This window comes from Streptomyces sp. NPDC044003, from assembly GCF_056435185.1.
Window position 1 is genome coordinate 223,228 of the sequence record NZ_JBWKFA010000003.1, and the last position, 20,081, is coordinate 243,308.

Genomic DNA, 20,081 nt, shown 5'->3' on the forward strand with positions numbered 1-20,081 from the left:
GGCGGAGCCCGTACCGCGAGAGGGTGGCCGGATCCTGGGACAGGACGGCCCGGTGGCCGACCGGCGAGGGCCCGCAGCGCCGGTCGTCCGGCCGGATCCGCGCCCGCGAGCACCGTGCGCCGCTCCCGGTCCCGCAACCGAGGAGGTAGCGCATGCCCCGACGTGTCCCCGCCGCGTACGCCGGGCGGAACTCCACGAGCTCCGCCCGTGGCCGCACCCGACCCCGCCCGAGGCGCCGATTCCGTACCGCGGCCGCCGGGGCGGTCGTGGCCGCCGCCGTCCTGAGCGGCGCCACGACGGCGCCGGTCAGGGCCGCCCCGCACGACGCCGGTCACGGAGACCCGGCACTGCACAAGGCCCTCGCCGACCTGGTGGCGGCGCCGGGCGGCCCGCCCGGCGCGATCGCGGTCCTGACCCGGGACGGCGTACGGCAGGTCTACCGGGCCGGCACGGCCGAGGTGGGCACGGGGCGCCCGCCCCGGCCCGACGACCACATGCGCATCGCCAGCGTGGCCAAGGCCTTCAGCGGCGCCGTCGCGCTGAGCCTCGTGGACCGGCGCGCCCTGGACCTGGACGACACCATCGGCCGCCGCCTGCCCCACCTGCCCGCCGACTGGCACGCGGTGACCCTGCGCCAGCTGCTCCAGCACACCAGCGGACTGCCGGACTTCAGCAGGAGCCGGGCCTTCCAGGACATCGTCCGCGCCGACCCCCGCCACCACTTCGACTCCCGCCGCCTCCTCGACTTCGTGGCCGACCAGCGGCTCCTCTTCCCGCCCGGCAGCCGCTACGCCTACTCCAACTCGGACAACATCGCCGTCGCCCTGATGGCCGAACAGGCCACCGGCCGCCCGTACGAGTCGCTCCTGAAGCACCTGGTGTACCGCCCGCTCGACCTGACGGCGACCAGCCTCCCCCAGGACTACCGGCTTCCCCGCCCCTTCCTGCACGGCTACTTCACCGCCCCCGGCGAGCCGCCCGAGGACGTGAGCGAGGCGCTCAGCGCCTCCGGCGCCTGGGCGTCCGGCGGCATCGTCTCCACGCCCGCCGACCTCAGCGGGTTCATCGGCGGCTACGCCGGACCGGAGCTGCTCACCCCCACCACCCGCCGAGCCCAGCAGGACTTCCTCCCCGGCGGCTCCTCCGAACCGGCCGGCCCCGGCACCAACGCGGCCGGCCTGGGACTCTTCCGCTACACGACGCGCTGCGGCACGGTCCTCGGCCACACCGGCAACACCCCCGGCTACACACAGTTCGCCGCGGCGACGCGAGACGGCCGACGCACGGTGACGGTCTCCGTCACCAGCCAGGTCACGTCCGACCCGGCTCTGCTGACCCGACTGCGCGCGACCGAGGAACAGTTCGTCTGCGCCCTGCTGCACGACCGGGGCCCGGGAGCCTGGGCGTCCCACCCCTAGGATCTGTCGTCACCTGTCAGGCCGACATCGGGAGCAACCTGGGTCCTACAGCTCGATCACTGTCAAGGAGTCCGCGAAGAAGTCGGTCACGTAGAGGCGCGTGCCGTCGTGGTTCACCGCTATCCCGCGCGGGTCGTAGGTGACCGGGAACGTATCGGTCACCGTGTGGTTGCCGGTGTCAATCACCGAGACCGACTTGGTTCCGAAGTGCGCCAGGTAGAGGTAGTCCCCGGAGGGGCTCAGCGCGGCTCCGTACGGGCGGGAGCCGACCGGGATCGTGGCGGTCACCGTCTTCTGGGCGATGTCGACCACGGACACCTTGGCCCCGAAGTAGTTGGTCGCGTAGAGGAGGCTCTCGTCCGGAGTCACCGCCACGCCGGTGGGGAAGCCGATGTCGTGGATCTCGGTGAACTTCTGCATGGCGAAGTGGTCCGTGACCAGCACGGAGTTCTCCTTCGCCAGCGTCAGGTAGACGCGGACTCCATCGGGACTCACCGCCACACCGTAGGGGGCGCGGCCGAAGCCGCTCTGGGTGGGGAAGCCGGTGTCGAGATCGATGTGCACGAGCGTCTGGAAACCGGGGCTGGCCACGTGCAGCGTGTGCCCGTCGGGATTGGCCGCCACCCCGTAGGGCGCGTCGATCGCGTCGATCGTGTCCACGATGGCCGTGCTTTCCACGTCGATCACCGAGACGGTGCCGGACTCGAAGCTGGTCGTGTACAGGCGTGTGCCGTCGGGGCTCACCGCCACGCTGTGAGGGCGCTTGCCGGTCGGAATCCGTTGGGCGTCGGAAGCGGGCGTGTCTGGCATCGCCGTGGGCTCCCAGTCGACCTTCAGCCCTTGTTCGCGCGCCCGCGCGAACAGCTCTTCCAGTGGCGCGTCAACGTAGCTTGAGGTAGCCATAGGGGCCTCCCTGTGCGTGGTGACGGGGGTGATGGTCTCCCTCTCTCGAGCGTGGGACACCAGCCACTCATCCGCATCTCGCGCGTGGCCTGCTCCGCTCGCCTGTGACGGCCAGGGCCAGCCGCTCGCGTGGAGCGTTTCAGGCCCGGTGGACCGCGTACCCCAGGTACGTCACCACCGGGCTGCCGTCCGGCTGAAGCACCATGTCGACCAGGGCCGGCAGCTGTTCGTCGGTCAGCGTGCCGCGCCTGCGCCCGCGCGTCGCCCGCACCAGACTGCGGACGTCCCGGGGCTTGAACGACGAGACGTCCCGCGCCGAAAGGCCCGCCCGGCCGAGGGCCTCGGCGAGCTCCGCCGGGCGGCGCAGCCGGTGCGCGGCGTAGCGGCCGCGCGGCATGATCCGGGTGCCGGGGAAGGCCTGGAAGGCCCCGAGGTAGATGATCCGGGACAAGGCAGTGCGGTTCACCGTGTCGTACACGAAGGCTCCGCCGTGGCGCAGGACGCGCGCGGCCTCCGCGAGGACCGCGTCCGGCCGCTCGGTGATCTCCAGGGTGTCGGCGCAGTACACGAGGTCGAACGAGCCGTCCGGCAGATCGAGTTCCTCCGCCGGCGACGTCAGATGGGTGACGCCGAGGCCGTCGTCCGCCGCCACGGCGAGCGCCGTCGCGGCGGGGGAGGGATCGGCGGCGACGACCTCGAAACCGAGCTGCGCGAGGCCGCGGGCCAGCAGACCCCGCCCGCTGCCGAGGACGAGCGCCCGGCCGCCGTCCGCCGGGAGGTTCAGCTCCGCGAGCACGCGCCGCAGGTAGTGGAGGCGTACGGACTGGAAGGTCAGGGCCCGGATGTGGCGGCCGTCGATGGCCGAGGGCCCGGCCGTGTCGAGTGCGATGTGCGGGGCGACGGACATGGCGGCTCCCTCGACGGTCGGGTGAGTTCCCTGAGTAAACCTAGCATCGCCAGTTCCCCGAGGAAACCCGGCGCGGATAGGGTGGGGGAGTGACCCGAACCCCGCTCTCCGACGTCGCGTGCTCGATCGCCCGCGCGACCGACCTGTTCGGCGACGCCTGGACGGCCCTGATCATGCGTGACGTCCTCGTCGGCATCCGCCGCTTCGACGAGCTCGTGGAGGACCTCGGCCTCTCCCGCAAGGTGCTCGCCGCGCGCCTCGCCCGGCTCGTCGAGGAGGGCGTCCTCGCGCGCGAGCGGTACCAGGACAGTCCGCCGCGCGAGGAGTACGTGGCCACGGAGAAGGGCCGGGAGCTCTACCCCGTACTGCTCGCGCTGATGGCATGGGGGGACAAGTGGTACGCGGGACCCGCGGGCCCGCCCGCCCGGATCCGCCACGACGCCTGCGGGCACGTCGGCACCCCGGTCCTGGCCTGCGGCGCCTGCCGGGAGCCGCTCACGGTCGCCGACACCACCCAACTGCCGGGCCCCGGCGGCCGGGTGGGACCCGGCACGCGACTCCTGGGCCCGCTGATCGCGGCACGCGGGGAGACGGACGGGGACTGACGGGGGCGAGGGGCCGGCAGACGGACCGGCCGACCCCTTACGAGGCGCCGGCCTGGAGATGGGCGGGGGCCGACCCCTTACGAGGCGCCGGCCTGGAGATGGGCGGGGGCCGACCCCTTACGAGGCGCCGGCCTGGAGATGGGCGGGGGCTGACCCCTTGCGTGGCGGCGGCCCGGAGGCGGACGCGGACTGACCCCTTGCGCGGCGGCGGCCCGGAGGCGGACGCAGACCGACCCCCTTACGCGACGCCGGCCCGGAGACGGACGTGGACCGACCCCTTACGCGGCGGCGGGTTTCCCCCTTAGCCTCACCCCTGCGCGCAAGTTACCTGCCGGTCAATAACGTTGACAGGCGCACTGGGTCCGGGAGGTCGCCATGAGTTCCGCGCAACACCTGCTCGAAAACCGGCCGCGTTCGATCGCGCACCTCTTCCTCTCGCGGGTCGAGGCCACCCCCGAACGGGAGGCCTACCGCTACCCCGTGCCGGGCGCCGCGGGCGCCTCCGGGCCCGAGGAATGGCGCTCGTTGACCTGGGCCCAGACGGCCGAGCGGGTGAGGGCGATCGCCGCCGGCCTGCTCGCCCTCGGTCTGCGGACCGAGGAACGCGTGGCCATCTCCTCCTCGACCCGGGTGGAGTGGATCTTCGCCGATCTGGGCGTGATGTGCGCGGGCGCCGCCGCGACGGCCGTCTACCCGAGCACGAACGCCGACGAGACGGCGTACATCCTCGCCGACTCCGACAGCCGGGCGATCTTCGTCGAGAACGCCGCCCAACTGGCCAAGGTCGTCGAGCACGCGGACCGGCTGCCCGGGCTCGGCCACGCGATCCTCTTCGACTCCGAGGCGGACCTCCCACAGGTCAAAGGCCTGGAGATACTGTCCCTCGCCGAGCTGGAGGAGCGCGGCGCGGCGTACCTGCAGGAGCACCCGGACGCGATCGACACGACGGTCGGGGCCATCGAGCGGGACCAGCTCGCCACCCTGATCTACACCTCCGGCACCACCGGCCGTCCCAAAGGCGTGCGGCTGGTGCACGACTGCTGGTCCTACCAGGGCGCCGCGCAGGAGGTCAGCGGGCTGCTGCAACCCGACGACGTGCAGTTCCTCTGGCTTCCGCTGTCCCACGTCTTCGGCAAGGCCCTGATCTCCGGTCAGGTGCAGACCGGGCACGTGATGGCGGTGGACGGGCGGATCGACCGCATCGTCACCAACCTGCCCGTCGTCCGGCCCACCGTGATGGCCTCGGCGCCGAGGGTCTTCGAGAAGGTCTACAACGGCATCGCCGCCAAGGCGAGGGCCGAGGGCGGCGCGAAGTACAAGATCTTCCGCTGGGCGGCGAAGGTCGCCCGCGACCACGCCAGGACCGGGCAGGAGAGCCTGGTGGCGACGGGCAGCCGCAAGGTGCCGCTGTGGCTCGGCGCCCAGCACGCCCTCGCCGACAAGCTGGTCTACGGCAAGATACGGGCGGCGTTCGGCGGAGAGCTCCGCGGCAGCGCCTCGGGCAGCGCCGCGCTCGCCCCCGACATCGGCTACTTCTTCGCCGGAGCGGGCGTGCCCGTCCTGGAGGGCTACGGTCTGACGGAGACCAGCGCGGCCTGCACGGTCAACCCCGTCGACGACTACCGGGTGGGCACGGTCGGCAGGCCCCTGCCGGGCACCGAGGTCCGCATCGCCGAGGACGGGGAGATCCTCCTGCGCGGGCCCGGCATCATGCGCGGCTACCACAACCTTCCCGACAAGACCGCCGAAGTCCTGGAGAGCGACGGGTGGTTCCGCACCGGGGACATCGGTGAGGTCGACAAGGAGGGCTTCGTCCGGATCACGGACCGGAAGAAGGACCTGTTCAAGACCTCGGGCGGCAAGTACGTGGCGCCCACGGAGATCGAGGGCCGGTTCAAGGCCGTCTGTCCGTTCGTCAGCAACATCCTGGTCATCGGCAACGGCCGCAACTACTGCACGGCCCTGATCACGCTCGACGAGACCGCGATCATGCCCTGGGCCGCGTCGAACGGCCTCGGGGGCCGCGGCTACGCCGAGGTCGTCTCCTCGCCGGAGGTGCACGACCTGATCGACGGCTTCGTCCAGCGCGTCAACGGTGACCTCCAGCGCTGGCAGACGATCAAGAAGTTCTCGCTCCTGCCGCGCGACCTGGACGTCGAACACGGCGAGCTCACGCCGAGCCTCAAGGTGAAGCGGCCGGTCGTGGAGCGCGCGTACGCCGAACTCGTCGAGGCCATGTACGAAGGCACCCGCGAGGCCTGAGCGGGCGCGTCCGGTACGGCAGCCAGAACGCCGCCGTGGCCGGCCCGTCCGGTATGGCAGCCAGAACGCCGCCGTGGCCGGCCCGTCCGGTATGGCAGCCAGAACGCCGCCGTAGCCGGCCCGTCCGGTACGGCAGCCAGAACGCCGCCGTAGCCGGTCCCTCCGGTACGGCAGCCCCGAGCGCCGCCGTACCGGACGTCACCCGTCCCCCGTCGCCCCGTCGGTCCGCTCCCGCAGGAAGTCGGCGTGGCCGTTGTGCCGGGCGTACTCCTGGATCATCAGCAGGTAGACCCAGCGCAGACTGAGGGAGACCCCGCGCGAGGACAGGAAGGTCTCGTCGAGGTCGTGGCCGGCCGCCGCCGCGTCGCAGGCCTCGACCTCGGCCCGGTACACCCCGAAGTCCCGCTCGGCGTCCGCCGCGTGCACCCCGTCGAGTCCCTCGTCGCCGTCCGACGGGCCGGTGAAGACGTCACCGAGCTCCTCACCCGCGAAGCCGCGCCGGAACCACCACCGCTCCACCTCCGCCATGTGCCGGACCAGGCCGAGGAGGGTGAGGTCCGAGGGCTCCACCGTCGCGCGTGCCAGCTGGTCCGGGGCGAGCCCGGCGCACTTGGCGAGCAGGGTCTCCCGGTGCCACGTGAGCCAACCCTCCAGCATCTGACGTTCCGTCACAGTGCCGAGGTCGCCCAGCTGTTCGGTGCGTACGACCGGTGGTGCCGTCCAGGTCACGACTCCAGTACCTCCACGTGGTCCCCGATCGCGACCGCCAGGATCCGGGAGCCCGGTTCGGTGGTGCGCCAGCGGTGGCGGACGCCGCCGGACAGCAGCAGCGTGTCCCCGCGGCCGAGGCGGTGGACGCGGCCGTCGGCCTCCACCTCCACCGCGCCGTCCGCCACGTACAGCAGCTCGTCGTTCCGGTGCCGGAACTCGCGGTCCGCCTCGTGCGCGCCGACGAACTCGAGCGCGTGCAGCTGATGCCGCCCGCGCACGACCGGGCGGACGCGGGCCTCCCGGTCGAGGCCGCTGTCGTCGTCGGCGCGCACCACGTCGACCGTACGGGTCTCGTCGGAGGCCGCGAGCAGCTGGACCGCCGTGGTCCCGAGCGCGTCCGCGATCCGCTGGAGCGAGCGCATGCTGGGCCGCGCCCGGTCGTTCTCGATCTGGCTGAGGAAGGGGGAGGACAGCCCGCTGCTCCGCGCCACCTCGGCGAGCGTCAGGTCGAGTGCCCGTCGACGGCGGCGCACGGCGGCGCCCACCCGCGGTGTGTTCGCGGCCTCCATGGATGCTCCCGTCCCTTCCCTCCGGCGCCCGACGGCGCCTGACGGCACCCTACGCGGCGCGGCGACGAAGCCCGGAAGCGGTTTCGTACTCCCGACACACGCCCGTCACACAACGCCCCTAACGTCAAAGTCGGTTGTTCTCATCAAAGAAAGTTTGAAGGAGCTCCGACGTGCCCACGATCGACCAGAACTCACGCCGCCGACGTCCCACCGGCCTCATCGCCCTCGACGAGACGGCCGCGTCCGAGGGCTACACCCTCTACGCACCGCTCACCGGCACCGGCGAGGTCTACCTGATCGACCTGCAGGGCCGCACCGTCCACCGGTGGGACCTGCCGTACCGCCCCGGCCGCCACGCCCGGCTGCTCGCCGACGGAACCCTCGCCTACAACGGCGTCCTCCCGGGGGAGAAGGCCCTCTTCCCGATGTGGCACAAGTACCGCGGCGGCGTCATGCTCCACGCGGCACCCGACGGAACCGTGCTGCGGGAGCACCACGACCCCCTCCAGCACCACGACGCCCACCACCTCGACGACGGCCGGATCCTCTACACCGCCCTGGAACCCTTTGCCGGGGCGGAGGCGGCGGCGGTACGCGGCGGAGTGCCCGGCTCCGAGGCCGAAGGCGGCCTCGTGTGGGCCGACACCATCAAGGAGGTCGGCCCCGACGGCGAACTCCTGTGGTCCTGGCGCGCCGCGGAGCACCTCGACCGCGAGGCCTTCCCGCTGCACGAGGCGTACGCCCGCGAGCACTGGCCCCTGATCAACAGCGTCACGCCCCTGCGGGACGGCAACATCCTCGCCAGTCTGCGCAGCGTCTCGGCCGTCGTCGTCATCAGCCGCGCCACCGGCGAGATCCTCTGGCGCAGCCGCCCCGGCGCCGTCAGCCAGCAGCACGCGCCCACCGAACTGGACGACGGCCGGCTCCTCGTCTTCGACAACGGCGTCTTCCGCCCCGGCCACGACGTCCCGTACTCCCGCGTCATCGAGATCGACCGGACCGACGGCGAGATCGTGTGGGAGTACCACGACCCGGCCCGCGAGTTCTTCTTCGCGCCCTTCATGGGCTCCGCGCAGCGCCTGCCGAACGGCAACACGCTCGTCACCGACTCTCCGTCCGGCCGGCTGTTCGAGGTGACGAAGGACGGCTACCTGTGCTGGGAGTACGTCGTCCCGCACTTCGCCGGCTACGGCGAGAGCGAGGTCCGCAGCCTCTTCCCGTCCCAGCCCAACGCCGTCTTCCGCGCCTACCGCTACGCCGCCGCCGACATCCCGTGGCTGGAGGCGACTGCATGAGAACCGCACCCGCCTCCGTGACCGCGGAGTCCCGCCCGGTCGAGGCCGTCGACGCGCGCGTCCCGCTCCGGCGCCTGGTACCGCTCGCGGCCCAGCACGTCCTCGCGATGATCGCCGCCCCGGTCTCCACCGTCTTCCTCGTCGCCGGCAGCCTGAAGACGACGCCCGGAGCGACGGCCTCGCTGCTCAGCACCGTCCTGCTCCTCTGCGGCGCGGGCGCCCTGCTCCAGTCCCTCGGTGTCTGGCGGATCGGCGGCCGCCTGCCGTTCGTCATGCTGCCCGGCGGCGCCGCGACCGCGCTGTTCCTCCAGATCGCCCAGGAACACGGGCCGGCGACCGCCACCGGCGCCGTCCTCCTGGCGGCCGCGCTGCTGCTCGCCGTCCTTCCCCTGTACGCCCGAGTCGTACGGCTCTTCCCGCCGCTCGTCATGGGCGTCACCGTGCTCCTCATCGGGGTCGCGATGATCCGGGTCGCCGCCCGGCTCGTCACCGGGCCTGACGGTACGGGGGAGCCCCGCGCGGTGCTCCTCGCCGCGCTCACCGTGGCGGCGACCGTCGCCGCGTACGTGTTCCTGCGCGGCGTCTGGCGACAGACCTCCGTCCTCCTCGGGATGGCGGCGGGAACCGTCGTCGCGGTGGTGACCGGCCTGGGCTCCTTCAGCCCCGCGGCCGGCAGCGGCTTCGCGCTGCCCGTGTTCCTGCCCTTCGGCACACCGCGGTTCGACCTCGTGGCCGCGCTCCCGCTCCTCGTGTTCAGCCTCACCACCCTGGCCGAGATCACCGGACAGACCGTGCTCAACAGCGAGACCGTGGGCCGGACTCCCGCACCCGCGCGCGACGTCCCCCGCGTCGCCCGCGCCGATGCCCTGGTGTCCCTCGTCGGCGGACTCTTCGGCACCTCCCTCATGGTCACCAGCGCCGAGAACATCGGCATCGGCCGGCTCACCGGCGTCCGCAGCCGCTTCGTGACCGCCGGCGCCGGAGCGCTCCTGGTCGCCCTCGGCCTGGCCACGCCCGTCTCCCGGGCCCTGGCCGGCATACCCGAGGCCGTCGTGGGCGGTTCCGCCCTCGTCGTCTACGCCGTGATCGCCGTCATGGGCGTCGAGATGCTCCGACGGGCCGATCTCTCCGGTACGGGCACGGGCTCGCTGACGGCCGCGCTCGCGCTCACCGCGGGCCTGCTGCCGCTGCTCAGCCCGGACCTGTACGCGGGCTTCCCCGGCTGGGCCCGGACGATCCTGGGCAGCGGCGTCGTCGCCGGCACCCTGACGGCGGTCCTCCTCACCGCACTGCTCGGCCGGGTCCGGCCCGGAGGTACGGAGGCGGCTAGCCGCGCCGATTGAAGGGAAGCCGGCCCAGAACCACCGCCATGCCGCAGGTGTCGGTGAGCGCCGAGAACACCAGGCCTCCCGCGATCGCCGCCGAGAGGAACTGGAACGCCGGATGCACGAGCAGCCCGAGGACCAGGCCGAGCAGCACCAGGGCCCCGGCGGTGAACCGCACCTGACGCTCCATCCCCCAGACGGTTCGTACGGGACCGGGCGGGTACTCGAGACCGTGACCGGCATCGGCCCAGGCCCGGGTGCCGCCGGCGAGGCTCGCGGCGGTGATCCCGTGCGAGGCGAGGACCGCGGCGCCCTTGTCGGAGCGGGTGCCGGAGGCGCACACCAGGAGCAGCGTCCCGTTCTCGCCGGCCTGCCGCAGGTCCGTGAGGCTGCCGTCGAGACGTTCCAGAGGAACGTTGACGGCTCCCGGCAGGCGGCCGGAGGCGAACTCTCCGGGGGTGCGGACGTCGACCACGTTCAGCTCGGGCAGCCGTGGCAGTGCTTCGTCGACGCTGAGGGTGCGGGAAATGCCCATGGGGAACCTGTCCTTGCGATAAGCGGAACGCGCCGGCGGTGGAGCCGTGTCCCGGGATGCTAGGCGAGTCAGGGCCGCGCCGCCGGGAAGCGGACGGGATCGCCACCGGGTTGCCACGACGCCGTCACGTCGTGGCAACACACCGTGGCGCGGCCGCCCGCGAGGCCCGCTGGTCGACGGGACCGCGCTCGTGGGGGATCCGCTCTCCGGCCTCGACCGCGACGGGCAGCCGGTTCTCGGCGGGCGGCAGCGGGCAGGTCGCGAAGTCGGTGTAGGCGCAGGGCAGATTGGTCGCGCGGTTGAAATCGAGCACGACCGTGCCGTCGGTTCCCGGGGTCTCCACCGTGAGATTCCGGTTGGCCGCGTACGTGGTGACGCCCGAGGTCGCGTCGGTGAACAGCAGCGTGAGGCTGCCGGGCGCGTGGCCGTTGAACGCGGTCAGGCTCAACTCCTGTCCGCCCAGCCGGAAGACGACCCGGCCCGGAGCGTCGTACACGTGCTGCAGACCCTCGACGGAGGCGCCGACCGTCGTCGGCCGCGGCTCGTCGAAGGTCTCGTACCGGCCCGTGACCACCCAGCGCGGGTCGGGCTCGTACGCGGGCGTGCCGTCGAAGGCGACCCGCAGCGGGTGGCCGGGGTTCCGCGGCCGGATGATGTCGTTGCCGCCGCGCTTGGCGACCTCGATCACGGTGTCGCCCCAGACGGCGTCGATGCCGCCGCGCTCCGGGATGACCCCGAACGGGTGCCGCCCCCGGACGGCTTCGCCGTCGACGACGAGTTCGGTGCCCTCGTCGAGCTCGACGACGACGCCTTCGGGTCCGGTCGACCAGGTGCCCGGCGCGCCGGGGAAGGCCTGCGGCTCGGTGGAGAGCCAGTGCAGCCCGGTGATCGCGAGGAAGCCGTGCTCCGAGGCGAGCCGGGCGTCCTTGTCCCGGTGCCACTTCTCCCATTCCGCGGCGAAGAGCTCCGGATCGACGTCGGCGGCCTCGCGGGCGGCCTCGGGGGCATGGGTGGTGTCATGGACGCTCATGCGTCTCCTCCTGCTGAGGTGAAGGGTGGGAAGGCAGGACGAGGCCGTCAGAGGGCGCCCAGGAGCGGTGGGGGCATGCGCGTCGGTGTCCGGACGCCGGGTCGAGGCCTCGGTGTCAGCGGGAACACGCCATGGTCGTGACGCGCACGTAGTCCACGTGTCGGCGCGTCACGAGAAGGCTCATGGGTTCATCACAACACAACTCCGGTGCGGGGCGCCAGCGATCCCCGCACGGCCGGCATCGGCTCAGGCGGTCCGGCGGCGGCGCCGATCATGACCCGGCACGTCACGGGACGGGAACAGCGGAAACGTTCGCTCGCCCACGCACGGGGGACAACCGTTGGGCCGCGCAGCGGATGCCCGTACGCCGAGCGGTCCGGCCCCCTCGGGAACCGTCAGCCGAGCTCTTCGGCCAGCCCTACGACGAGGCCCTCGGGGCCGCGGAGGTAGCAGAGCAGGTAGATGTCCTCGTACCGCACCACCTCGCCGACGAGTTCGGCGCCGTGGGAGGTGCGCAGGCGCGAGACGGTCGCGTCGATGTCGTCGACGGCGAACATGACGCGACGCATGCCCAGTGTGTTCACCGGCGCGTCCCGCGGTTCGGAGCGGATCGCCTCCGGCGTGTGGAACTTCGCCAGCTCGATCTTTCCGTGGCCGTCCGGAGTGCGCAGCACGGCGATGTCCTCCCGGCAGCCGTCGATTCCGACGACCCGATCGACCCACGGCCCCTCCAGGGGCCTCCTGCCCTCCAGTTCCATGCCGAGCTCGACGAAGAACGAGACGACGGCGTCGAGGTCTTCGACGACGATGAGGACGTTGTCCATCCGTTGGATCGCCATGCGGGGTCTCCTGACATCTCGGGTACGGCGAACTCGTGACCCTAGCGGATGAATTGGGAGCTCATGCCCGAAATGAAACGAGTTCGGCGGCCGCGCCGCCGCGCTGCACAAGGCCGAGCACCCCCACGCCCGGCACGAACCGGAGCGTGGGGGCACCGCGGGCAGGGGAGTCAGTGCCCCTCGGACTCGAAGGTGCGCAGCAGGTCGGCCGCCACGCTCACCGCGATCGTCGCCGGTTCCTTGCCGCTGATGTCGGCAAGCCCGATCGGCGTCTTGATCCGGTCGACGGCGGCGTCGTCGTGACCGCCCTCGGTCGCGAGACGCTTGCGGAACCGCGCCCACTTCGCCGCCGAGCCGATCAGACCGATGGAGCCGAGGTGGGGCGTGCGCAGGGCGGCGTCGCACAGCGCGGCGTCCTCGGCATGGTCATGGGTCATGATCAGGACGTGGGTGCCGAGCGGCAGCTCCTCCAGGACCTCCTCGGGCAGCAGCGGCGTATGGTGCACGCGCACCTGCGCCACCGCGTCCGCGAGCACACCGAGCCGCTCCTCGGCGAGGAGGTCGGCGCGGGTGTCGACGAGATGCAGGTCGAGGTCCTGGCGGGCCAGGATCCGCGCCAGTTCGAGCCCCACGTGCCCGACGCCGAAGATCGCCACCGCCCGTACCACCGGCAGCGGTTCGAGCAGCACCGACACCGTGCCGCCGCAGCACTGCACGCCGTGCCGGTTGGTCACCTTGTCGTTGAGGGCGAAGTCGATCAGCTCCGGCTCCGCCTCGGACGCGGCGATCATCTCCCGGGCCCGGTCGATCGCGACGGCCTCCACGTTGCCGCCGCCGATCGAGCCCCAGGTCTCGGTCCTTCCGACCACGAGCTTCGCGCCGGCGTCGCGCGGGGCGTGGCCGCGCACGGTCGCGACGGTCACGAGCACGCCGGACTCCCGGCGTTCCCGCAGCCGCGCGACCGCGGCGAACCACGTCATGTCAGGCACGGCTGAACGCTTCCGCGCCGGTCCGGGACCTGTCGCGGGCCCCCTCGATCGCCCAGTACACCGCTTCCGGCGTCGCGGGCGAGGCCAGCTCGACGCTGATCCCGTCCGGCCCGAACGCGGCCGCGGCCTGCCGCAGGGCCTCCCGTACCGAGAAGGCCAGCATCAGCGGGGGCTCGCCCACGGCCTTGGAGCCGTAGACCGCCCCCTCCTCGGCGGCGTTCCGGAGGAGCGTGACGTGGAACTCCTCGGGCATCTCGGAGAAGCTCGGCAGCTTGTACGTGCTCGCCGCCTGCGTGAGGAGACGGCCGCGGTGCGGGCCGTCGCCGGCGTCCCAGCGGAGGTCCTCCAGGGTCAGCCAGCCCATGCCCTGCACGAAACCGCCCTCGACCTGACCGATGTCGATCAGCGGGGAGAGGCTGTCGCCGACGTCGTGCACGATGTCCACCCGCCGGATGCGGTACGCGCCGGTGAAGCCGTCCACCTCCACCTCGGCCGCCGCGGCACCGTGGGCGAAGTACTTGAACGGCGAGCCGTGGAACGTCTTCGCGTCCCAGTGCAGCCCCTCGGTCCGGTAGAAACCGGCCGCCGACAGCTGCACCCGCTGGAAGTAGGCGGTGCGGACGAGGTCGTCCCAGGCCAGTTCCCTGTCGCTGCCGAGGCCCCGCGCGACGCCCTCGACGATGCGTACGTCCGAGGCGTTCGTGCCGAGCTGAGTCGCGGCCACCTGGAGCAGCCGCTCGCGCAGCTGCTCGCAGGCGTTCTTCACCGCCGCGCCGTTGAGGTCCGTTCCGGCGCTGGCGGCGGTGGCGGAGGTGTTGGGCACCTTGTCCGTACGCGTCGGGGCGAGGCGCACCTTGTGCAGCGGGATGCCGAGGGTGGTCGCGGCCACCTGGAGCATCTTGGTGTGCAGGCCCTGGCCCATCTCGGTGCCGCCGTGGTTGATCAGGACGGAGCCGTCCTTGTAGATCAGCACCAGCGCGCCGCCCTGGTTGAAGGCGGTGAGGTTGAAGGAGATGCCGAACTTGAGGCCGGTGAGCGCGAGGGCCCGCTTGGTGTGCGGGTGCGCGGCGTTGAACGCGGCGATCTCGCGCCGGCGGTCGGCGAAGGCCGCGTTCTGCTTGACCTGCTCCCAGACGGCGGAGATCCGTTCCGGCTGGAGGACCGCCTGTCCGTACGGCGTCGACTGGCCCCTCCAGTAGAAGTTGCGCTCCCGCAGCTCCGCCGGGTCGAGGCCGAGCAGCGGTGCGCACCGGCCCATGATGTCCTCGATCACCAGCATGCCCTGGGGGCCGCCGAAGCCGCGGAAGGCGGTGTTGGAGACCTTGTTCGTCCTGGCGACGCGACCGGTGATGCGGGCGTTGGGGAGCCAGTACGTGTTGTCGATGTGGCACAGCGCGCGGGCCACCACCGGCTCGGACAGGTCCAGGCTCCAGCCGCCGTCCGCGGTCAGGGTGGCGTCGAGGGCCTGGATACGGCCCTCGGCGTCGAAGCCGATCCGCCACGCGGCGTGGAAGCCGTGCCGCTTGCCGGACATGGTGAGGTCCTGCGTCCGGTTGAGCCGGACCCGGACCGGGCGGCCGGTCAGCCTGGCGCCGAGCGCGGCGACTGCCGCGAAGCCGTGCGGCTGCATCTCCTTGCCGCCGAAGCCGCCGCCCATCCGCAGACACTGCACGGTCACCTCGTGACTGTGCAGTCCGAGGACGTGCGCGACGATCTCCTGGGTCTCCGACGGATGCTGGGTGCTGCTCTGGACGAACACCTGCTCGGCCTCGTCGACGTAGGCGAGGGCCGCGTGCGTCTCCAGGTAGAAGTGCTCCTGGTCGGAGAACTGCAGCTCGCCGGTGAACACGTGCGCGGAGTCGGCGAAGCCGGCGTCGACGTCGCCGGTCTCCATCACGGGCCGGGCGCCGTGGAAGCTGTCGGCGGCGATCGCCTCCTGGAGGGTGATCAGGGAGGGCCTCTCGTCGAGTTCCACCTCGACGGCCGCGGCGCCGAGCCGGGCCGCCTCAAGGGTCTCGCCCAGCACCCAGGCGACCGCGTGCCCGTGGAACATGACCTCGTCGGGGAAGAGCGGCTCGTCGTGCTTCATCCCGGCGTCGTTGACGCCGGGCACGTCGGCACCGGTCAGGACGCGCACCACACCGGGCACGGCGAGCGCCGGCTCGGTGCGCAGCGCGGTGATCCTGCCGTGGGCCTTCATGACCTGGACCGGGTGGGCGTGCAGCACGTCCTTGGTGCGGTGGACCAGGTCGTCGGTGTAGAGCGCGGTGCCGGTGACGTGCTGGGCGGCGCTCTCGTGCGGCATCGGGAGGCCCACGACGGACTTCTCGGGGCGCTGGGACAACTGGCTCATGACGACACCGCCTCGGTGGTTCGCGCGTACAGCTTCAGCAGGCTCTGGCCGAGCATCGCGGAGCGGTAGGCCGCGCTCGCCCGGTGGTCGCTCATCGGCGTGCCCTCGTCCCGCAGCACCGGCGCCACGGCCTCGACGGTCTCCGCCGTCCACGGCCTGCCCTCCAGGGCCGCCTCGGTGGCGAGCGCGCGGATCGGGGTGGCGGCGACGCCGCCCAGGCCGATGCGGGCCTTGCGGACGATCCCGCCCCGGACGTCGAGCGCGAACGCGACCGCGACACTGGAGATGTCGTCGAAACGCCGCTTGGCGATCTTGTGGAAGGCCGTGACCGGCGACAGCGGCAGCGGGACGCGCACGGCGCGGATCAGCTCGCCGGGCCGGCGCACGCTCTGCCGGTAGCCGGTGAAGTACGCGGCGAGGGGGACCTCGCGCTCACCGTCGGCGTCGGCGAGCACCACCGACGCCTCCAGCGCGAGCAGCGCCGGAGGACTGTCACCGATGGGGGAGCCGGTGCCCAGATTGCCGCCGAGGGTCGCGCCGTTGCGGATGAGCCGGGAGGCGAACTGGGGGAACAGCTCCGCGAGGAGCGGGACTTCGCCGTCGAGGCGGCGCTCGATCTCGGTGAGGGTCAGCGCCGCACCGATCTCGACGGAGCCGGACTCGACGCGCAGCTCCCGCAGTTCGGGAAGCCGGTCGACGGCGACGACACAACCGGCCCGCCGGGAGCGGATGTTCACCTCCACACCCCAGTCGGTGGAGCCCGCGACCACCACCGCGTCGGGCCGCTCGCGCAGCAGCCGCAGCGTCTCGGCCAGGCTGTCCTTCCGGAGGAACACGCTGTCGTCCTGGGCGTATGCGGTGGCGACCGGTGCGGGCGGGGCCTGCTCGCGGCGCCGCGCCAGCGGGTCCTCGTCGGTGGGCGCGCCGACGGCGAAGGCGGCGTCGCGGATGGGGCGGTAGCCCGTACAGCGGCACAGGTTCCCGCTCAGCGCGTGCAGATCGAAGCCGTTGGGGCCGTGCTCGGCGTCGGATCCGCCCTCCGTGGCCGCGTGGGCGCAGCGGTCGGGCCGGTAGTACTCGGCGGCCATGCTGCACACGAACCCCGGTGTGCAGTAGCCGCATTGGGACCCGCCGCGGACCGCCATCTCCTCCTGCACGGGGTGCAGGGTGGGCGGTGTGCCGGGTGCGCCGGCGGTGGCGAGGCCCTCGGAGGTGACGATCTCCTGGCCGTCGAGCGAGGCGGCGGGGACCAGGCAGGCGTTGACCGCCACCCAGTCCGTGGGCTTGTCCACCCCGGGGCGGGCCACCAGGACCGAACAGGCGCCGCACTCACCCTCGGCGCAGCCCTCCTTGGTGCCGGTGAGCCCGCGCTCGCGCAGGAAGTCGAGCACCGTGGTGTGGGGCGGGGCCGGTGCGAGGGGTGCTTCTTCTCCGTTGACGGTGATACGCGCCGCTACCATGACGGGCCCTCGTTTCCGTGCGCGATGGGTCGATTCCTCATGTTCGCCAATGTCGGGCAGCTTTCTGTGGTCAGACGCGCCATCTCGCGGAAGCGGGCGCGGAACGGCACGCGACAGCGGCGTGCCGGGAAGCGGTGAAGGGGAAACAGGAAGGCCAGGGGCGTGCCCGTGGACGGGCACGGCGGAACGGCGTCGTCAGCAGCCGTGGGCGATGCGACCCGGAACCCAGACCGTGGTGTGGGCGAGGCGACTCAGGTCGGAGCTGGTGTTCATCCGCCGGTCGCCTCCTCTCGGTCGTCATGGGTCGAGGCTGCAAATTAATGCCCGGCGATCACCGGGGTCAAGAGCCGTCCCAGCTGTGTGCATCTGTTCATCAGATGGCTCTCAACTGAAACATCTGTTGGACAGTTCCGCGGGTCGCTCCAAGGATGTGCCGTGCGGTTGCACAGTCCACGAGAGCGGAGGCACACATGCCGCATGAAGAGACCGAAGTAGTCGTCGTCGGGGCCGGCCAGGCGGGCGTGGCGATGAGCGAGCACCTGGGCGCCCACGGCATCCCGCACCTCGTCCTGGAGCGGCACCGGATCGCCGAGCGGTGGCGTTCCGAGCGCTGGGACTCCCTGGTCGCCAACGGGCCCGCGTGGCACGACCGTTTCCCCGGCCTGGAGTTCACCGACCTCGCCCCCGACGCCTTCGCGTCGAAGGAGCAGGTCGCCGACTACTTCGTCGCGTACGCCGAGAAGATCGGCGCCCCGGTCCGCAGCGGTGTCGAGGTGACCTCGGTGCGCAGGCTCGCCGGCCGGCCCGGCTTCCGCGTCGAGACGCCGCAGGGCTCGATCGACGCGCGCTTCGTCGTGGCCGCGACCGGGGCGTTCCAACGGCCCGTGATCCCGCCCGTCGTGCCGGACGGCGCCGTCCCCACACAGATCCACTCCAGCGGCTACCGCAACCCGGAGCAGCTGCCCCAGGGCGCGGTCCTCGTCGTCGGGGCCGGCTCCTCAGGGGTCCAGATCGCCGACGAACTGCGCCGGTCCGGGCGCCGGGTGTTCCTCTCCGTCGGCCCGCACGACCGTCCGCCCCGCGCCTACCGCGGACGCGACTTCTGCTGGTGGCTCGGTGTGCTCGGGATCTGGGACGCGCAGACACCCGCCCAGGGGGCCGAGCACGTCACCATCGCGGTCAGCGGCGCGCGCGGCGGTCACACCGTGGACTTCCGCGACCTGGCCGCCTCCGGCATCGAACTCGTCGGCCTGACCACGTCCTACGAGCACGGCGTGCTGCGCTTCGCGCCGGACCTCGCCGCGAACCTCGCCTTCGGCGACGCCCAGTACCTGGAATTCCTCCGGGCCGCGGACGCGTACGTCGAGCGCAACGGGCTCGACCTCCCCGAGGAGCCGGAGGCCCATGTCCTCGGGCCGGACCCGGACTGCGTGACCGGCCCCCGCCTGGAGCTGGACCTCGCCGAGGCCGGTGTCACCTCCATCGTGTGGGCGACGGGCTTCGCGAGCGACTACGGCTGGCTCGACGTCGACGCGTTCGACGCGGACGGCCGACCGGACCAGCGACGCGGAGTCTCCGTCGAGCCCGGCGTGTACTTCCTGGGACTGCCCTGGCTGTCCCGCCGCGGGTCGAGCTTCATCTGGGGCGTCTGGCACGACGCCCGGTACGTCGCCGACCACATCGCACGGCAGCGCGGCTATCTCGCGTACGACCCCGCCGACCGGCAGAACTGAGGAGCGGATCATGACCTCCACGACCCCCAAGGCCCCGATCGTCGCCGGCGGGCACACCCGGATCCGGCCGTTCAACACCCGCGAGACCTATCCCGAGCAGAACCTCGACAACGACCTGTGCCAGGCCGTCGTCGCCGGAAACACGGTGTACGTCCGGGGCCAGATCGGCCAGGACCTCGACACCAGCGAGTCCGTGGGCCTCGGCGACGCCGAGGCCCAGGCCGAGCGGGCCATGGCCAACATCACGATGCTGCTCGAAGAGGCCGGCAGCCGGATGGAGCACCTGGTCAAGCTGACGATCTACCTGATCGACCCGCGCTACCGCGAGGCGGTGTACCGCACGGTCGGCCGCTGGACCAAGGGCGTGCACCCCATCTCCACCGGTCTCGTCGTCTCGGCCCTCGCCCGGCCGGAGTGGCTGTGCGAGATCGACGCGATCGCCGTGATCCCGCGGGAGGAATCGGCATGACCTTCTCCCTCCTCGTACGCGACGGTGCGCGGTTCGGCGTGGTGGCGAGCTCGTCGAGTCCGGCCGTCTTCGCCCGGGTCGCCCATCTGCGGCCCGGGGTCGGCGCGGCGGCCTCGCAGAACATCACCGACCCCACGCTCGGCACGGACCTCCTCGCGGGCCTCGCGGAGCACGCGGACCCGGAACGCGCCCTGGCCGGAGTCACCGGCGCCGCCCGCAACGCCGAGACCATCGCGTACCGGCAGCTGACCGTCCTCGGCCGCTCCGGCCCCGGCTTCGCCCACAGCGGCGCGCGGACGCTCGGCACCTACGCCTCGGCCACCGCGGACGGCGCGGTGGCCGCCGGCAACATGCTGTCCGGCACGCACATCCCCGGCGTGCTCCTCGACGCGTACGCCGCCGCCGGCGGACAACTCGAAGAGCGTCTCCTCACCGCCCTCAAGGCCGCCGTCGCGGCCGGCGGCGAGGAGGGGCCGGTGCACTCCGCGGGTCTCGCGGTCGTCGCAAACGTGGACTGGCGGGTGACCGATCTGCGGGTGGACTGGGCCGACGACCCCGTCGACCGGCTCGGCGAACTCCTCGACGTCTGGCTGCCGCAGCGCGACGACTACGTGCGGCGCGGACTCGACCCCGCCTCCGCCCCCTCGTACGGCGTCCCGGGGGACCTGTGACAGCGGA

General features: G+C 72.4%; 18 protein-coding genes. 8 read left to right on the forward strand and 10 right to left on the reverse strand.

All coding sequences use genetic code 11. The features are described 5' to 3' along the window. The first annotated feature begins 152 nt into the window (after positions 1-152). Positions 153-1,418, forward strand: coding sequence for a serine hydrolase domain-containing protein (locus AC07AW_RS13100; RefSeq protein ID WP_478815526.1), 1,266 nt, complete (start codon positions 153-155; stop codon positions 1,416-1,418). Positions 1,419-1,463: 45 nt separating this feature from the next. Here the strand turns inward: AC07AW_RS13100 and AC07AW_RS13105 are convergent, their stop codons facing one another. Beyond that, entirely contained in the window at positions 1,464-2,321 is an 858-nt protein-coding gene (locus AC07AW_RS13105; RefSeq protein ID WP_478815527.1) for a YncE family protein, read from the reverse strand. A 139-nt stretch (positions 2,322-2,460) separates the two neighbouring features. Continuing rightward, positions 2,461-3,228 carry a class I SAM-dependent methyltransferase gene (locus AC07AW_RS13110; RefSeq protein WP_478815528.1) on the reverse strand — a complete coding sequence of 256 codons (768 nt, stop codon included), beginning with the start codon at positions 3,226-3,228 and terminating at the stop codon, positions 2,461-2,463. An 89-nt stretch (positions 3,229-3,317) separates the two neighbouring features. On the opposite strand from AC07AW_RS13110, the gene AC07AW_RS13115 reads away from it, so the two are divergent. Beyond that, positions 3,318-3,833: a winged helix-turn-helix transcriptional regulator gene (locus tag AC07AW_RS13115; RefSeq protein WP_478815529.1), complete on the forward strand. Its 516-nt coding sequence runs from the start codon at positions 3,318-3,320 to the stop codon at positions 3,831-3,833. Positions 3,834-4,208: 375 nt separating this feature from the next. Next, the gene (locus tag AC07AW_RS13120) at positions 4,209-6,095 is read left to right on the forward strand and encodes an AMP-dependent synthetase/ligase (protein WP_478815530.1); all 1,887 of its coding nucleotides are present in this window, start codon (positions 4,209-4,211) and stop codon (positions 6,093-6,095) included. A gap of 198 nt (positions 6,096-6,293) precedes the next feature. On the opposite strand, the gene AC07AW_RS13125 is transcribed toward AC07AW_RS13120, so the two are convergent. Together AC07AW_RS13125 and AC07AW_RS13130 are read right to left on the reverse strand one after the other, a co-directional pair. Further along, the gene (locus tag AC07AW_RS13125; protein WP_478815531.1) at positions 6,294-6,824 is read right to left on the reverse strand and encodes a DinB family protein; all 531 of its coding nucleotides are present in this window, start codon (positions 6,822-6,824) and stop codon (positions 6,294-6,296) included. After that, on the reverse strand, positions 6,821-7,375 hold the full coding sequence (locus AC07AW_RS13130) for a helix-turn-helix domain-containing protein (protein ID WP_351190672.1): 555 nt from the start codon (positions 7,373-7,375) through the stop codon (positions 6,821-6,823). The genes AC07AW_RS13125 and AC07AW_RS13130 overlap by 4 nt, the downstream gene beginning before the upstream one ends. Before the next feature lie 170 nt (positions 7,376-7,545). Between AC07AW_RS13130 and AC07AW_RS13135 the strand changes: the two genes are divergently transcribed. Together AC07AW_RS13135 and AC07AW_RS13140 are read left to right on the forward strand one after the other, a co-directional pair. After that, positions 7,546-8,670, forward strand: a complete 1,125-nt coding sequence (locus AC07AW_RS13135) for an aryl-sulfate sulfotransferase (RefSeq protein ID WP_478815532.1) — start codon at positions 7,546-7,548, stop codon at positions 8,668-8,670. Continuing rightward, complete coding sequence (locus AC07AW_RS13140; RefSeq protein WP_478815533.1) at positions 8,667-10,013, forward strand: uracil-xanthine permease family protein; 1,347 nt, start codon at positions 8,667-8,669, stop codon at positions 10,011-10,013. Before AC07AW_RS13135 ends, AC07AW_RS13140 begins: the two co-directional genes overlap by 4 nt. On the opposite strand, the gene AC07AW_RS13145 is transcribed toward AC07AW_RS13140, so the two are convergent. From AC07AW_RS13145 to AC07AW_RS13170, 6 genes are all read right to left on the reverse strand, one after another. After that, positions 9,997-10,530 (reverse strand): rhodanese-like domain-containing protein, encoded by a 534-nt coding sequence (locus AC07AW_RS13145; RefSeq protein WP_478815534.1) that lies wholly within the window; start codon positions 10,528-10,530, stop codon positions 9,997-9,999. The genes AC07AW_RS13140 and AC07AW_RS13145 overlap by 17 nt on opposite strands. Before the next feature lie 124 nt (positions 10,531-10,654). Next, positions 10,655-11,560, reverse strand: a complete 906-nt coding sequence (locus tag AC07AW_RS13150; RefSeq protein ID WP_478815535.1) for a DUF1684 domain-containing protein — start codon at positions 11,558-11,560, stop codon at positions 10,655-10,657. A 395-nt stretch (positions 11,561-11,955) separates the two neighbouring features. Next, positions 11,956-12,399: a VOC family protein gene (locus AC07AW_RS13155; protein ID WP_478815536.1), complete on the reverse strand. Its 444-nt coding sequence runs from the start codon at positions 12,397-12,399 to the stop codon at positions 11,956-11,958. 170 nt (positions 12,400-12,569) lie between these two features. Beyond that, the gene (gene xdhC / locus AC07AW_RS13160) at positions 12,570-13,379 is read right to left on the reverse strand and encodes a xanthine dehydrogenase accessory protein XdhC (RefSeq protein WP_478816226.1); all 810 of its coding nucleotides are present in this window, start codon (positions 13,377-13,379) and stop codon (positions 12,570-12,572) included. Between the two features lies 1 nt (position 13,380). Further along, positions 13,381-15,741, reverse strand: coding sequence for a xanthine dehydrogenase molybdopterin binding subunit (gene xdhB / locus AC07AW_RS13165; RefSeq protein WP_478815537.1), 2,361 nt, complete (start codon positions 15,739-15,741; stop codon positions 13,381-13,383). Continuing rightward, positions 15,738-17,201: a xanthine dehydrogenase small subunit gene (locus AC07AW_RS13170; RefSeq protein WP_478815538.1), complete on the reverse strand. Its 1,464-nt coding sequence runs from the start codon at positions 17,199-17,201 to the stop codon at positions 15,738-15,740. Before AC07AW_RS13170 ends, xdhB begins: the two co-directional genes overlap by 4 nt. 470 nt (positions 17,202-17,671) lie before the next feature. Between AC07AW_RS13170 and AC07AW_RS13175 the strand changes: the two genes are divergently transcribed. Genes AC07AW_RS13175 through AC07AW_RS13185 form a run of 3 tightly spaced genes read left to right on the forward strand, consistent with a single transcriptional unit; the run spans position 17,672 to position 20,074 of the window. Further along, entirely contained in the window at positions 17,672-18,934 is a 1,263-nt protein-coding gene (locus tag AC07AW_RS13175) for a flavin-containing monooxygenase (RefSeq protein WP_478815539.1), read from the forward strand. A 10-nt stretch (positions 18,935-18,944) separates the two neighbouring features. After that, positions 18,945-19,403 carry a RidA family protein gene (locus AC07AW_RS13180; protein ID WP_478815540.1) on the forward strand — a complete coding sequence of 153 codons (459 nt, stop codon included), beginning with the start codon at positions 18,945-18,947 and terminating at the stop codon, positions 19,401-19,403. Continuing rightward, positions 19,400-20,074 (forward strand): DUF1028 domain-containing protein, encoded by a 675-nt coding sequence (locus AC07AW_RS13185; RefSeq protein WP_478815541.1) that lies wholly within the window; start codon positions 19,400-19,402, stop codon positions 20,072-20,074. Before AC07AW_RS13180 ends, AC07AW_RS13185 begins: the two co-directional genes overlap by 4 nt. Positions 20,075-20,081 lie beyond the last annotated feature (7 nt).